Origin of the sequence: Kitasatospora sp. NPDC051170 (genome assembly GCF_044455705.1) — a bacterium.
GTDB lineage: Bacteria > Actinomycetota > Actinomycetes > Streptomycetales > Streptomycetaceae > Kitasatospora.
Genome location: NZ_JBITFA010000004.1, coordinates 365,311 through 379,467 on the forward strand (window position 1 = coordinate 365,311; position 14,157 = coordinate 379,467).

The 14,157-nt window shown below is 71.3% G+C and carries 12 protein-coding genes; 7 read left to right on the plus strand and 5 right to left on the minus strand.

The window, feature by feature from the left end; genetic code table 11:
- The first annotated feature begins 23 nt into the window (after positions 1 to 23).
- From tuf to ACIBCA_RS11855, 5 genes are all read left to right on the plus strand, one after another.
- Positions 24 to 1,217: an elongation factor Tu gene (gene tuf / locus ACIBCA_RS11835; protein WP_363570130.1), complete on the plus strand. Its 1,194-nt coding sequence runs from the start codon at positions 24 to 26 to the stop codon at positions 1,215 to 1,217.
- Between the two features lie 206 nt (positions 1,218 to 1,423).
- Positions 1,424 to 2,617, plus strand: a complete 1,194-nt coding sequence (locus tag ACIBCA_RS11840; RefSeq protein WP_396282715.1) for an acyltransferase family protein — start codon at positions 1,424 to 1,426, stop codon at positions 2,615 to 2,617.
- A 202-nt stretch (positions 2,618 to 2,819) separates the two neighbouring features.
- Positions 2,820 to 3,833 (plus strand): glycosyltransferase family 2 protein, encoded by a 1,014-nt coding sequence (locus tag ACIBCA_RS11845; protein WP_396282716.1) that lies wholly within the window; start codon positions 2,820 to 2,822, stop codon positions 3,831 to 3,833.
- A gap of 83 nt (positions 3,834 to 3,916) precedes the next feature.
- Positions 3,917 to 6,361, plus strand: a complete 2,445-nt coding sequence (locus ACIBCA_RS11850) for a hypothetical protein (protein WP_396282717.1) — start codon at positions 3,917 to 3,919, stop codon at positions 6,359 to 6,361.
- A gap of 29 nt (positions 6,362 to 6,390) precedes the next feature.
- The gene (locus tag ACIBCA_RS11855; RefSeq protein WP_396282718.1) at positions 6,391 to 6,861 is read left to right on the plus strand and encodes a GtrA family protein; all 471 of its coding nucleotides are present in this window, start codon (positions 6,391 to 6,393) and stop codon (positions 6,859 to 6,861) included.
- On the opposite strand, the gene ACIBCA_RS11860 is transcribed toward ACIBCA_RS11855, so the two are convergent.
- From ACIBCA_RS11860 to rfbA, 5 genes are all read right to left on the minus strand, one after another.
- Positions 6,851 to 8,116 carry an acyltransferase family protein gene (locus tag ACIBCA_RS11860; protein ID WP_396282940.1) on the minus strand — a complete coding sequence of 422 codons (1,266 nt, stop codon included), beginning with the start codon at positions 8,114 to 8,116 and terminating at the stop codon, positions 6,851 to 6,853. The genes ACIBCA_RS11855 and ACIBCA_RS11860 overlap by 11 nt on opposite strands.
- A gap of 10 nt (positions 8,117 to 8,126) precedes the next feature.
- Entirely contained in the window at positions 8,127 to 9,083 is a 957-nt protein-coding gene (locus ACIBCA_RS11865; RefSeq protein ID WP_396282719.1) for an NAD-dependent epimerase/dehydratase family protein, read from the minus strand.
- 79 nt (positions 9,084 to 9,162) lie between these two features.
- Positions 9,163 to 10,065 (minus strand): glycosyltransferase family 2 protein, encoded by a 903-nt coding sequence (locus tag ACIBCA_RS11870; protein WP_396282720.1) that lies wholly within the window; start codon positions 10,063 to 10,065, stop codon positions 9,163 to 9,165.
- A gap of 138 nt (positions 10,066 to 10,203) precedes the next feature.
- Entirely contained in the window at positions 10,204 to 10,803 is a 600-nt protein-coding gene (gene rfbC / locus ACIBCA_RS11875) for a dTDP-4-dehydrorhamnose 3,5-epimerase (protein WP_396282721.1), read from the minus strand.
- On the minus strand, positions 10,800 to 11,675 hold the full coding sequence (gene rfbA, locus ACIBCA_RS11880; protein ID WP_396282722.1) for a glucose-1-phosphate thymidylyltransferase RfbA: 876 nt from the start codon (positions 11,673 to 11,675) through the stop codon (positions 10,800 to 10,802). Before rfbA ends, rfbC begins: the two co-directional genes overlap by 4 nt.
- Before the next feature lie 95 nt (positions 11,676 to 11,770).
- Here rfbA and rfbB point away from each other — a divergent pair, with 95 nt between their 5' ends.
- Together rfbB and ACIBCA_RS11890 are read left to right on the plus strand one after the other, a co-directional pair.
- On the plus strand, positions 11,771 to 12,745 hold the full coding sequence (gene rfbB / locus ACIBCA_RS11885) for a dTDP-glucose 4,6-dehydratase (protein WP_396282723.1): 975 nt from the start codon (positions 11,771 to 11,773) through the stop codon (positions 12,743 to 12,745).
- Complete coding sequence (locus tag ACIBCA_RS11890; protein WP_396282724.1) at positions 12,742 to 14,058, plus strand: hypothetical protein; 1,317 nt, start codon at positions 12,742 to 12,744, stop codon at positions 14,056 to 14,058. Before rfbB ends, ACIBCA_RS11890 begins: the two co-directional genes overlap by 4 nt.
- Positions 14,059 to 14,157: the final 99 nt, after the last annotated feature.

The following is a 14,157-nucleotide window of genomic DNA, read 5'->3' on the forward strand; positions in this document are numbered from 1 at the left end:
GAACTGTCCTCAGGAGGACTGCAGTGGCGAAGGCGAAGTTCGAGCGGACGAAGCCCCACGTCAACATCGGCACCATCGGTCACATTGACCACGGTAAGACGACCCTTACCGCGGCCATCACCAAGGTGCTGCACGACGCGTACCCGGAGATCAACCCCTTCACGCCGTTCGACCAGATCGACAAGGCGCCGGAGGAGCGGCAGCGCGGTATCACCATCTCGATCGCGCACGTCGAGTACCAGACCGAGGCGCGTCACTACGCCCACGTCGACTGCCCGGGTCACGCGGACTACATCAAGAACATGATCACCGGTGCGGCCCAGATGGACGGTGCGATCCTCGTCGTCGCCGCCACCGACGGCCCGATGCCGCAGACCAAGGAGCACGTCCTCCTGGCCCGCCAGGTCGGCGTCCCCTACATCGTCGTCGCCCTGAACAAGGCCGACATGGTGGACGACGAGGAGATCCTGGAGCTCGTCGAGCTCGAGGTCCGTGAGCTCCTCTCCGAGTACGAGTTCCCGGGCGACGACCTGCCGGTCGTCCGCGTCTCGGCGCTGAAGGCGCTCGAGGGCGACAAGGAGTGGGGCGAGAAGCTCCTCGGCCTCATGCACGCCGTCGACGAGAGCATCCCGACCCCGGCCCGCGCCGTGGACCAGCCGTTCCTGATGCCGATCGAGGACGTCTTCACGATCACCGGTCGTGGCACCGTCGTCACCGGCCGCATCGAGCGTGGCATCCTCAAGGTCAACGAGACTGTCGACATCATCGGCATCAAGGAGACCAAGACCACCACCACGGTCACCGGCATCGAGATGTTCCGCAAGCTGCTCGACGAGGGCCAGGCCGGTGAGAACGTCGGTCTGCTCCTCCGTGGCATCAAGCGCGAGGACGTCGAGCGCGGCCAGGTCATCATCAAGCCGGGTTCGGTCACGCCGCACACCGACTTCGAGGCCCAGTCGTACATCCTGTCGAAGGACGAGGGTGGCCGCCACACCCCGTTCTTCAACAACTACCGCCCGCAGTTCTACTTCCGTACCACGGACGTGACCGGCGTCGTGACCCTCCCCGAGGGCACCGAGATGGTCATGCCGGGCGACAACACCGCCATGACGGTCGCGCTGATCCAGCCGATCGCCATGGAGGAGGGCCTGAAGTTCGCCATCCGTGAGGGTGGCCGCACCGTCGGCGCCGGCCAGGTCACCAAGATCCTCAAGTAATTCGAGGTCTGACCTGCCTGCCCGTACAGGCTGACGAAGGGCCCCGCACACCTCAGGGTGGGCGGGGCCCTTCGGCGTGTCGGGTTGACCGGGGGCACCCCGAAGGTGGCCGTACCGCGCGCCCGATACACTGAGGCACCCGCCGCCGTCGCAGAGCGAGGCCGGCCGTGGCACTTCTCCGCCCCACTCGCCGAAAGCGCTCCGGAATGACCTCTGCCCCACCGCTGCCCAAGCCCTCCCTGCTCCGGCGCCGTTCGGCCAAGCGGGCCGAGCCGAGCGGTTCCCCGGCCAAGCGTCCGCGGCTCTACGCGCTGGACGGCATGCGGCTCTTCGCCGCCCTCAGCGTGCTCTCCTTCCACTGGACGGCGTACGTCGGCATCGGCGGCATCTGGTCGCCGGGGCACACCCCCAAGGAGGTGCTGCCCCTGCTGAACCGGATGGCGGCCTACGGGTGGCTGGGCGTCGAGCTGTTCTTCGTCATCAGCGGCTTCGTGATCTGCATGAGCTGCTGGGGCAAGAGGTCGGGCGAGTTCTTCGTCTCCCGGGTGGTGCGGCTCTACCCGGCCTACTGGGCGGGCATCGCGCTGACGAGCTTCGTCGTGCTGACCTTCACCCGGTACGCCCGCTCCGGCGCGGACGAGGGGCTCAACCTTCGCACCATCCTGGGCAACCTGACGATGATGCAGACCCCGATCGGCATGCGCCACGTGGACGGCGTGTACTGGACGCTCTGGGTCGAGATGCGGTTCTACCTGCTGTTCGCCCTGGTCGTGGCGATGGGGCTCACCTACCGCCGGGTGGTGGCCTTCTGCGGGATCTGGACGATACTCGCGCTCCTGGCCCCGCAGGCCGGGATCCCGCTGCTGACCACGATGGTCATGCCGAACGAGTCGCCGTTCTTCATCGCGGGCGTCGGGATGTTCCTCATGTACAGGTTCGGACAGAACCTGCTGCTGTGGGGGATCGTCGGCTTCTCCTGGATCCTGGCGCTCACCAGGCTGGACTCCATCAAGGGCATCTACGTCAACGTCCTGAACCACCAGCTGTCCTGGAGCGTGATGGCGGTCGCCGTGACCGCGGCCTTCGCGCTGGTCCTGGGCGCGGCGCTGGGGCTGTTCGACTGGGTCCAGTGGAAGTGGCTCACCGTCGCCGGTGCGCTCACCTACCCGCTGTACCTGATCCACCAGGAGGCCGGATGGACGGTCATCCACTTCCTGCTCACCAAGCACTTCAGCGTCCAGGCCGCCCTCGCCACGGCGCTCGCGGCGGTCCTGCTCACGGCCTGGCTGATCCACCGCCTGGTGGAGCGGCCGGTGTCGAAGGTGCTCAAGGGCGCGCTGGACCGCTCGATCGCGACCATGCGCAAGACTTCGGACGAGCCCGCCCCCGGAAAGCCCTGACGGCGCTGGGGCGTTCGGTGAACGATCCTTTCAAGGAGCGCTCATCGAATGGTAAAGACCTGCTGCTAGCCTGGCTGCCACCCGGCCCGGAGCGGTTCCGCAGCGTCCTCCGCACCCCTCCACGTCGTTCGGCCGCGGCGCCGGACGCCGCCCCCCGGCATCGATCGATCCTTCTCATTCACAAGGAAACAGGCGACAACTGATGTACACCGCAGCTGTATCGGCAGAGCCGGAGGCCATGGGCCCGGCGCCGCTGTTGTCGGTCGTCATGCCGATCTACAACGAGCAGGAGGCGCTGCCCCTGACCGTCGAGCGGCTGCGGCCGATCCTCGACGGCCTCGGTATCGGCTACGAGGTCGTCGGCATCGACGACGGCAGCACGGACGCGACCCCGGCGCTGATGCAGAAGATCCACCAGGACTGGCCGGAGTTCCGGATCGTCCGCTTCGCCCGCAACTCCGGGCACCAGGCCGCGCTGACCGCCGGTATCCACCGGGCCTTCGGCGACTACGTCGTCTCGATCGACGCCGACCTCCAGGACCCGCCGGAGAAGATCCCCGAGATGCTCGCGCTCGCCCAGGAGCGCAACCTCGACATCGTCTACGGCGTGCGCGGCGACCGCGGCACCGACACCGTGTTCAAGCGCCGCACCGCCGGCGCCTACTACTGGCTGATGCGCAAGCTCGTCGGCAAGAAGATGCCCAACCAGGCCGGCGACTTCCGTCTGCTGAGCCGGGCCGCCGTGGACGCGCTCAAGGCGATGCCCGAGCACCAGCCGGTCTACCGCCTGCTCGTGCCGTGGCTGGGCTTCCCCAGCGGCGAGGTCGTCTACGTCCGCGAGGAGCGCGTCGCCGGCAGCACCCACTACCCGCTGTCGAAGATGCTCCGCCTGGCCATCGACAGCATCACCAACTTCTCCGCCGCCCCGCTGCGGCTGGCGACCTACCTCGGCCTGCTGAGCTTCGTGCTCTGCTTCGCCCTGGGCATCTACACCACGGTCGAGTACGCCCTGGGCAAGACCGTTCCGGGCTGGTCGTCGTTGTTCATCGGGATGCTGTTCCTCGGCGCCGTCCAGCTGGTCTGCATGGGTCTGCTCGGCGAGTACGTCGGCCGGATCTACTCGGCGGCCCAGGCCCGTCCGGCCTACTTCGTGGGCTACGACTCGGCCGATGACCGCCGTGCGGGAACCCGGAAGGTCTCCGAGTACGTGGCATGAGACGGTCCGGTCCCGCACCGGGACCGGACCGTGCCACCGGCCTCCACGACACCGGACGCAGAACCCGCGGGAGAAGACGAGCGATGGGCACCACCGACAGCACCGCATCCGCACCCCGAACGCCCCCGGCGACCGGGAGACGGACCGGAGCCCCGGTGCCGGAGGCCGGCGGCGCCCCCCTGGGGGCGGCCGCACGGCTGGCGCGCTTCCTGCCGGCCCTGGCCGCGTACGGCCTGCTGGTCGCCCTGCTCCTCGCCTCCCACACCTCGGCCGGTGACATCGCCCGGTACACCTTCTACGCGGCCTGGGGCGTCCTGCTGCCGGGCACGCTGGTGTTCCGCGCGCTCCGCCGGCGCCCCCACACGCTGATCGAGGACCTTGCCTTCGGCGCGGTCGTCGGCCTCGTGCTGGAGCTGGTGGCCTGGGCGGTGCTGGTCGGGCTCGGCCTCCAGTCCGTGGCGACGGCCTGGCCGCTGGCCGTGGTCGTCCCGTTCGCGGCCGTGCCCCGGCTGCGGCGGCACTGGTTCCCGCGCGGCCACCGCCGGACGTCGACCGGTTGGAACTGGTCCGTGGCGGGCGTCGTGGGCGGCACGAGCGCCTACCTGTACGCCGTGGCGCTGAGCCGCAACCCGATCCTGCCGGACGCGGAGTCCACCCGGCAGTACATCGACCTGCCGTACCTGCTGTCGCTGGCCGGCAACGCCAAGCACAATGTCCCGCTGACCTTCCCCCAGGCCGCGGGCGAGCCGCTGCACTACCACTGGTTCACCTTCGTCCACATGGCGATGACCGACATGGTCGGCCACATCGACCTGCCGGTCGTCCAGATGCGGCTGATGGTGCCGGCCCTGGTCGCCCTCGCGATGGTGATCACGGCGGTGGTGGGGCACCGGCTGTCCGGGCGGGCCTGGGTGGGGCCGGTCGCCGCTCTGCTGGTCTTCGCGGTGGGCGAGTTCAACGCCGTCTACCCGCTCAACACCCAGAGCTGGCCGTTCGGCGCCCCGCTGGTACCGCTGATGGCCTGGACGAGCCTGTCGCTCACCTACAGCCAGCCGCTGCTGATGGCGCTGATCGGGGTGGTCGCCGACGCGCTGCGCCGCGATGGGGGCGGCTCGGACGACTCGGACGGTCCGGACGACTCGGATGACCCGGACGGTTCGGACGGTTCGGACGACGAGGCGGTGCCCCGGCTCGGGCGCGGCGGGTACGTGCTGGTCGCGATGTTCGCGCTCGCCTCCAGCGCCGCCAAGGCCAGCCTGCTGCCGGTCACCCTCGCGGGGCTGGCCTTCGCCGGCCTGATGGTGCTCCTCGCCACCCGGCGCATCCCCTGGACGATCGTGCGGCTCGGCGCGATCGTCGGCGGTGCCCAACTGTTCGCCACGGCCGTGCTCTTCCGGTTCGAGAGCTACGGCCTGGAGGTGCTGCCGTTCGGCAACATCGAGCGGTACTGGGCGGATCCGCAGAACTCCCGGGGCGCCGCCGTCCAGGCGGTGGTCGTCGCGGCGACGCTGGTCGCCTTCCTCCTCAACCACCAGCTCCGGCTGGTGGGCATGCTGCCGCTGATGTGGCGGCGCCGGCTGCGGCTGGAGCCGGTGCAGTGGTTCCTGCTGGGCGGCGCGGTGGCCGGTCCGGCCGCCTACCTGGTGGTCAACGGCTTCAACGCCAGCTACTTCACCCTGGCCGGCCTGCCCTTCGGCGTGCTCCTGTCGGCCTGGGGCTACTGCGAGGTGTTCGAACGGGCGGCACTGCCCGCCCGGGGCAAGGCCGCGCTGGCCGCCGGGACGCTCGTCTTCGTCGGCCTGCTGACCTACGGCGTCTACGAGTACTCGGGGGACTGGGCCCGGTTCGCGCTGGACGCGATCGGCGACTCCGCGGGCACCGAGTCGTACACCCTCCTGGTGCCGCTCCTGGCGGCCGCCGCGGCCCTGGCCGGGGTGGCGCTGGTCGGCGGCCTGCTCTGGTGGGCCGCCGGGCGGGCGCTGCCCGCGCTGCGGCGCCGGGGCGGACTGGTGCTGCTGACGGCCGCGTTGGTGGCCGGAGCGCCGTCCCTGCTGCTCGACGTCCAGCAGGCCCGGCAGGTGACCTGGGACGGCGCCTGGCCGATGCCGGCCAGCCAGGTCGAGGCGGCCCGCTGGGTCCGGGCGCACAGCCGTCCGTCCGACATCCTGGTCACCAACGACCACTACCGTTCCAACGCCGAGTACGGAGCCGCGGGCGAGGCGGGCTGGAACCCGCTCTCGTTCTGGCTCAGCGGTTACTCGGAGCGCTCGGTGCTGGTGGAGGGCTGGGCGTACTCGCCGCGGCTGATGTCGCAGAAGACCGCGGTCTTCTGGGACCAGCCGCTGCTGAAGCTGAACGACGACGCGATCTTCAGACCGACCGCCGACATCCTGCGGGAGCTGCGCGACCGGTACCACGTCCGGTACCTGGTGGCGGACCGGAAGCCGACACCGGAGTCCCCGCTGCTGAAGACCCTCGCCACCCCCGTCTTCGACAACGGCCGGATGGCCGTCTACGAACTCTCCTGACCCGACAAGCAGATCGCATGGGTTCCCACATGGCTTCCACGAACGAGTCGACCGGCGTGGCCGGCTTGACCGGCCCGCCGAGCGACGCCGGCCGGACGTCCTCCGGTGCCGGTACGACCAAGCGCCAGCTCCCGGCGTTCGCGATCATCGGTGTCCTGAGCACGCTGTTCTACCTCGGGCTGTACGTGGTGGCGCGGTGGGTCGTCGACCCGCAGATCGCCAACCTGATCGCGCTCGCGGTCAGCGCCGTCGCCAACACGGCCGCCAACCGGCGCTTCACCTTCGGCATCAAGGGGAGCGAGGGCGCCCTGCGCCACCAGCTCCAGGGGCTGGTCGCCTTCCTGATCGGCCTGGGGCTGAGCGCGGGCGTCCTCGCGCTGCTCGACCACGCGGTGCCGAACGCCTCCAAGGTCGTCGAGGTCGGCGGCCTGATCCTCGCCAACGGCCTGGCCACCGTGGTCCGCTTCCTGCTGATGAAGGTCTGGGTCTTCAGGAAGTGACGCCCGGCCGGGCGTCCTCCCGGTCCCGGCTCCCGTCCTGCTTCCCGCCGTCCCGCTTCCCGCCGTCCCGCTTCCCGTCCCGCTCCCCGCGCCACGGCGGGAACCGGGGCGTACGGTCGCGCAGCCGCATCGCCGGCCGCTCCACCGCGTACCAGGACAGGACGCCCAGGAGGGCCGTCACGGCCAGCGCGCAGGCGAGGAAGCCGAGCCGCCCGTACGCGGCGAAGCCGACCAGCGCCAGGGCCTGTTCCACCGGGAACCCGTAGACGTACACGCCGTACGAGAAGTCGCCGGCCGCGTCCACGGACCGGCACCACCCGGGAAGCCGGACGGCGGCCCAGAACAGCAGGTAGACCAGGGCCGGCTGGCCCAGGGCGGTGAACCCGCCCCAGCGGAGCGTGAGTGCCAGGACGAGGGCGGCGGCGGCCGCCGCCCGGTCGTCGACCGGGACGCGCCGGGCGTGGAGCCGGCAGGCGGCGCCGAGCAGGAAGGTGAAGCCCAGCCCGGCGAGGAGGTGCCAGGTGAGCCGGCCGACGACGGGCAGGGTGACCCCGGGACCGCCCGCCGGGGCCACACCGGGGGGCAGGTCGACGGCGCCGGAGACGATCAGCAGCCAGAGCGCGAGCAGCAGCGCGGGGACGGCCGCCCGTCGGCGCAGCAGGCCGGCGGCGGCGAGCAGCGCCGCCAGGAGGTAGCAGAGCAGCTCGTACTTGAGCGACCAGAGCGCGCCGTTGAGGCTCGGGTCGAAGTTGGTCCCGGCCCGGATGCCCCCGGCGATCACGCCCGAGACGTCCCAGCCGGCCATCGGACTCGTGCTGCCGAGGCTGGTCACGTAGCCGAGCGGCCCGTCGGGGCGGCCCCAGAAGCCGTCCAGGGTGCCGTGCTGCCACAGGAACAGCAGCGGGGTCAGGACGGTCGCGCAGAAGACCAGCGAGGCCAGGAGGCCGGGCACGATCCGCAGCATCCGGTGCCAGAGGAAGCGCCAGGGGCTCAGCCGCAGGGCGCTGCCGGTGATCACGAAGCCGGAGATCGCGAAGAAGCCGACCACCGCGCTCTTGCCGAGGTCGGTCTGCCGCCCGCTCCAGTCCCAGAGCGGGTCCGGCCGGCCCCAGCCGATCGGGTGGACGTGCGACACCACGACGGCGACCGCCAGCAGCAGGCGCAGCGCGCCTAAGGAGTTGGCCCGGCCGACCGTGAGGTCGGCCAGGGTGCGGCCCGCGGCGGGTGGTGCCGCGGGGGGTGCGGTTCGTCCGATGGCGTTTCCCCTACGCGGCCGGGGTGGCCGTCTGGGCGAGCCAGAGCTCGCGGACGGCCTCGCGCAGGGTGCGGCGGGGGGTCCAGCCGAGGCTCTCGCGGGCGACGGTGACGTCGAGCTGCTGCCACTCGGTCTCCGGGCCGGTGCCCGCCGGGGCCGGGACCTCGGTGATCTCGGTGGGCACGCCGCTCTCCTCGATGAGCAGCTCGACCAGGTGGCGGGCGGTGGAGGCGCTGCCGGTGCCGACGTTGACGACGGCCGGGGCCGAGGGGGCCGCGGCGGCGAGGAGGACGGCGTCGAGGGTGTCGGTGAGGTCGACGAAGTCGCGCAGGGCGGTGAGCGGCTGGAGCGAGAGCCGGGCGGTCTCGCCGGCCAGGCGGGCCTCGTCGAGCTTGGCGGCCATCACGCCGAGCAGGCTGTGGCCGGGCTGGCCGGCGCCGACGACGTTGCCCAGGCGCAGCACCACGCCGCTGATCCGGCCGGCCTCGACGGCGCGGACGACGGCCTCGGTGGCGGCGAGCTTGAGCTTGCCGTACTCCATCACCGGGGCGGCCGGGTCGCTCTCGTGCTGGCTGGTGCCGACCGGGGCCATGCCGTACTCGTGGACGGTGCCGAGGTGGACGAGCCGGGCGGGGGAGTCCATCGCGGCGACGGCCTCGATCAGCCGCTCGGTGAGGACGACGTTGGCCTGGTGCATCTGCTCGTCGTTGAGGCCCCACATGCCGCCGGCCGCGTTGACGACGGTGTCGACGCCCTCGCGCTCGAGCAGCGCTGTGAGCTCGGCCGGGTCCCCGGTGGACAGGTCGAAGGCGACGAAGCGGCCGGGCGCCGGGTCGGCGGGGGCCTTGCGGGCGAGGCTGACCACCTCGGCGCCCTGCGCGAGCAGGCGGGCGCCGAGCACCCGGCCGATGAAGCCGGTGCCGCCGAGGACGGCCACCCGGGCCGGGGCCGTGTGCGGTGCGCTCATTGCGGAGGTCTCCAGGGGTTCTCGAAGCCGGGGTTTCTCGGAGAAAGGGTTCTCGAGAGGGGAGGTGCTCGAAGAGGGGTCAGCGCGGCCGGCGGGCCGTGCTGGTGGCGTTGCGCAGCAGCGCCTTGGCGCCCTGCCACTGGCCGGCGCGCATCGCGCCGGGCACGAGGGTGAGGGCGTGGATGCGGGCGGACAGGTGCATCCGGGAGGCGCGGGCGGCCCGCGACCAGCCCTGGGCGTCGAGGCGGTCGGCGGCGTCGAGGAAGTAGCGCCGGGCCTCGGTGAAGCGGGTGCCGCTGAACGCGGAGGAGGAGGAGATGCTGACGGCGTGCCGGCGGTACTGGAAGACCCGCTTGTCGTCGATCACCATCTGCTCGCCGGCCTGCAGCAGGTCGATGACGAGGGCGAGGTCCTGGATGATCTCCAGGTTGTCGCGGAAGCCGGTGGTCTTCACGGCCTCGGTGCGCCAGCAGATCGACGGGAAGTACAGCCAGTTGCCCTTGAGCAGGCTGACGGCGAGGTCCTCGCCGCCCATCAGGACCCGGCCGCGCTCCTTGGGCGCGTAGATGCGGCGCTTGGACTCGTCCACCAGCGAGTTGCTGGGCCGGCCCTCGCCGTCGATGACCTGGACGCCGGGCTGGATCATCGAGACGCCCGGGTACTGGGTGAGGACCGAGCGGATCGTGGCGACGTACTCGGGCAGCATGACGTCGTCGGTGCCCATGAACACCAGGTGCTCGTGCTCGGCCAGGCCCAGGCACTTGCGGTAGTTGCCGGTGACGCCGAGGTTCTGCTCGTTGCGGAAGTACCGCACCCGGGGGTCGTCCAGCTCGGCGAACCACTCCGGGACCCCGGGCTCCTTGCCGTCGTCCACGACGGTCAGGCGCCAGTCCGGGTCGGTCTGGGCCAGCACGCTGCGGACCGCTTCCTGCATCAGTGCGACGTCACCGTAGTACGGCAGCAGGATTTCCAGGGTGGTCATGGTGGAGGCACATCCGGTGGTCGGTTCGGGGCCGGCGGGCGGGGCGGGGCCCCGCGGCGCGCCCATCATACTGAGCCCCGCGGGGGCCTCCGAAGACGGCGATGCCCGGACCGGCTCCGGCCCGGGCACCGGTCCGGTTCAGCGGTTGCGCAGGCCCTCGGTGTAGGCGCGGCACTTCTCGTACTCCGGCAGCAGACCGCTCGCGATCGCCTCGGCGAGCGTGGGCGCCGCGGCGTCCCGGGCGGACAGCTGCGGGGCGTCGGTGGGCCACTCGATGGCGAGGTCCGGGTCGAGCGGGTGCACCGCGTGCTCGCCGGTCGGGTTGTAGGTCTCGGAGCAGACGTACGACAGCGTGGCGTCGTCCGACAGCGCGCAGAACCCGTGGCCGAGGCCCTCGGCGATGTACACCGACTTGCGCTCGACGTCGTCGAGGCGCACGAACTCCCACTTCCCGAAGGTGGGGGAGCCGACCCGCAGGTCGACGATCACGTCGAGCACGGCGCCGCGCACGCAGCTGACGTACTTGGCCTGGCCGGGCGGGATGTCGGCGAAGTGGATGCCGCGCACGACGTCCTTGGCGGACACCGACAGGTTGCCCTGGGCGAGGCGCAGCGGGTGGCCGACGACCTCCTGGAGGTGGTCGAAGCGGTACCACTCCATGAACAGGCCGCGGGGGTCGCCGTGCTGCTGCGGGGTGACCTCGAAGGCGCCCTCGATGGACAGCTCGCGGAACTTCACTTGGCGGCCTCCTCGTCCAGCAGCGCGATCAGGTAGTCGCCGTAGCCGCTCTTGCACAGCGGCTCGGCCAGCTCGCGCAGTTGCGCGGAGTCGATCAGGCCGGCCCGCCAGGCGGCCTCCTCGATGCAGCCGATCTTGAAGCCCTGGCGCTCCTCGATGACGCGGACGAACTCGGAGGCCTGGACCATCGAGACGAACGTGCCGGTGTCCAGCCAGGCGGTGCCGCGGTCGAGGACGGTGACGTGCAGCTCGCCGAGCTTGAGGTACTCCTCGTTGACGGCGGTGATCTCCAGCTCGCCGCGGGCGCTCGGGGTCAGGCCGGAGGCGATCTCCACGACGCGGTTGTCGTAGAAGTACAGGCCCGGCACCGCGTAGCGGGACTTGGGGGCGGTCGGCTTCTCCTCGATGGAGATGACCTGGCCCTGGTCGTCGAACTCGACGACGCCGTAGGCGGTCGGGTCGGCGACGGGGTAGGCGAACACCATCCCGCCCTGCGGGGAGGTGCGCTCCGCGAGGCGGGTGCCCAGGCCACTGCCGTGGAAGATGTTGTCGCCCAGGATCAGCGCGACGGGCTCGTCGCCGATGAAGTCGGCGCCGAGGACGAAGGCCTGGGCGATGCCCTCGGGCTTCTCCTGGACGGCGTACTCCAGCTTCAGGCCGAACTGCGAGCCGTCGCCGAGCAGGCGCTGGAACTGGTCCTGGTCCTGGGGGGTCGTGATGATGAGGATCTCGCTGATCCCGGCCATCACCAGGGTCGACAGCGGGTAGTAGATCATCGGCTTGTCGAAGACCGGGAGGAGCTGCTTCGAGACAGCCCGGGTCAGCGGCCAGAGTCGGGAGCCGGTGCCGCCGGCCAGAAGGATTCCACGCATACCGCGCAGCTTAGACCGACCGGCGGATGGGGGCCCGCGGCCCCCCGTCGACCCGGGGCGGAGGGTTCACGCCACCCCGGTAGACTGCCCGCACTATGCGCATCCTCGTCACCGGCGGCGCCGGCTTCATCGGTTCAGAGTTCGTCCGCCAGCTGCTCGGCGCCGACGCAACGGACCAGATCACCGTCTTCGACAAGCTCACCTACTCCGGTGTCGAGGCCAACCTGGCCCCGGTCGCCGACCACAGCGGCTACGCCTTCGTGCGCGGCGACATCTGCGACGCCGAGGCCGTCGACCAGGTCATGCCCAGCCACGACGTCGTCGTCCACTTCGCGGCCGAGTCGCACGTCGACCGCTCGATCGAGGGCGCCGGCCCGTTCGTCGTGACGAACGTCCTGGGCACCCAGGTCCTGCTGGACGCGGCCCGCAAGCACGGCGTCGCCCGCTTCGTCCACGTCTCCACCGACGAGGTCTACGGCTCGATCTCCGAGGGCTCCTGGACGGAGGAGTGGCCGCTGGCCCCCAACTCCCCGTACTCCGCCTCCAAGGCCGGTTCCGACCTGCTGGCGCTCGCCTACCACCGCACCCACGGCATGGATGTGGTGGTCACCCGCTGCTCCAACAACTACGGGCACTACCAGTTCCCGGAGAAGGTCATCCCGCTGTTCACCACGAACCTGCTGGACGGCAAGAAGGTGCCGCTGTACGGCACCGGCGGCAACATCCGCGACTGGCTGCACGTCTCCGACCACTGCCGCGGCATCGAGCTCGCCATGCGCAAGGGCCGCGCCGGCGAGGTCTACAACATCGGCGGTGGCACCGAGCTGACCAACAAGGAGCTCACCGAGCTGCTGCTCCAGGCCGCCGGCGCGGACTGGTCCTCGGTCGAGCCGGTCGCCGACCGCAAGGGCCACGACCTGCGCTACTCGCTGGACATCACCAAGATCAGCGAGGAGCTGGGCTACGCCCCGCAGGTCCGCTTCGAGGACGGCCTCGCGGCCACCATCGCCTGGTACCGCGAGAACCGCGCCTGGTGGGAGCCGCTGAAGGCCAAGGCCTCCCTGCGATGACGAACCCGGTGGCCAGGCTGCTGGGGGCGCTGCCCCCCGGTGTGCGGCTCGTCGCGGGGGGCACCGTCGTGCTCGGTGCCTCCTCGTACATCTTCCTGGCGCTCGCCGGGCACGGCTTGGACACCACGCAGGTGGCCGGGGTCTCGATGCTGTGGACCCTGGTCATGTCCGTCGGATACGGCCTGTTCTCACCGGTCGAGCTGGAGCTGAACCGGCTGGTGGCCGCCCGCGACGTGGCCGGCCAGGGCCCCGGGCCGGCCATCCGCCGGGTGCTGCTGGCCACCGTCGTGGTGCTGGCCGTGGTGCTGGCCGGCGTCGCGGCAGCGGCCCGGCCGATCGCCGACCGGTTCTTCTCCGGCGATCTCGGCCTGGTGGCCGGCATGGGCGGCGCCCTGGTCGGCCTGGCCGTCAGCTCGGTGGCCCGCGGCGCGCTCGCGGGCCTCGGCAAGTTCGGCGCGTACGGCCTCCAGCTGGGCGTCGACGGCGGCCTGCGGATCGGCCTGGCCGCGCTGATCCCGCTGTTCGGCGTGCACTCGGCCTTCGCGTTCAGCCTGATCCTGGTGATCTCCCCGCTCGCCGCCTCGGCGATCGGGATGCGTTCGGTGCTCGCCGACCGCCGCGGCGGCCCGGCCCCCGCCTGGCGCGACGTCGTCACGGGCCTGGGCCTGCTGACCGGCTCCACGCTGCTGGCCCAGCTGATGGTCAACGCCGCGGTCGTCAGCGTCGGCGTGCTGTCGCCCTCCTCCAAGGCGCTGATCGCCGCACTGCTCAACGCCGTGGTCCTGGCCCGCGTGCCGCTGTTCGCGTACGCCGCCATCCAGGCGTCGCTGGTCTCCTCGCTCTCCGGCGCCGCCGCGGCCGGCAACCACGGGGAGTTCCGCAAGGTGCTGCTGCGCACCGGCGGCATCGTGGTGGTGATGTGCACGGCCGCCGGGCTGCCCACCGTGATCCTCGGCCCGTGGGCGATCCGGCTGTTCTTCAAGGCGCAGGACGTGCTCGGCCCGCTCGACTTCCTGTGGCTCTCGCTCGGCACGCTCTGCTACATGCTCGCCACCGTCTTCGGCCAGGCGCTGCTCTCGCTGGGCCGCCACCAGCGGCAGCTGCTCTCCTGGCTGGCCGGCACCGTGGTGCTGGTCGCGGTGACCATGGTGCCCGGGGCGATCGCCACCCGGGTCGAACTCGCCTACCTGGCTGGTGCCGCCGTGAGCGCGGCTGCCATGCTATGGGCGCTGAGCCGCTCCCTCGCCGCTCCGGTGGGGGCCGTGACGGATCAGCGGGCACCTCTGGCGGCGTCCCGGTCGTCCGAGGTCTGAGTCTCGAGGCGAGGTCCCGTCAACCCGGGCCCTAGCACAACCGGCGGCGGCAAGCGCGTTACGCCACGCCTTTTACACTGTGATTACTTGGCCACGCCA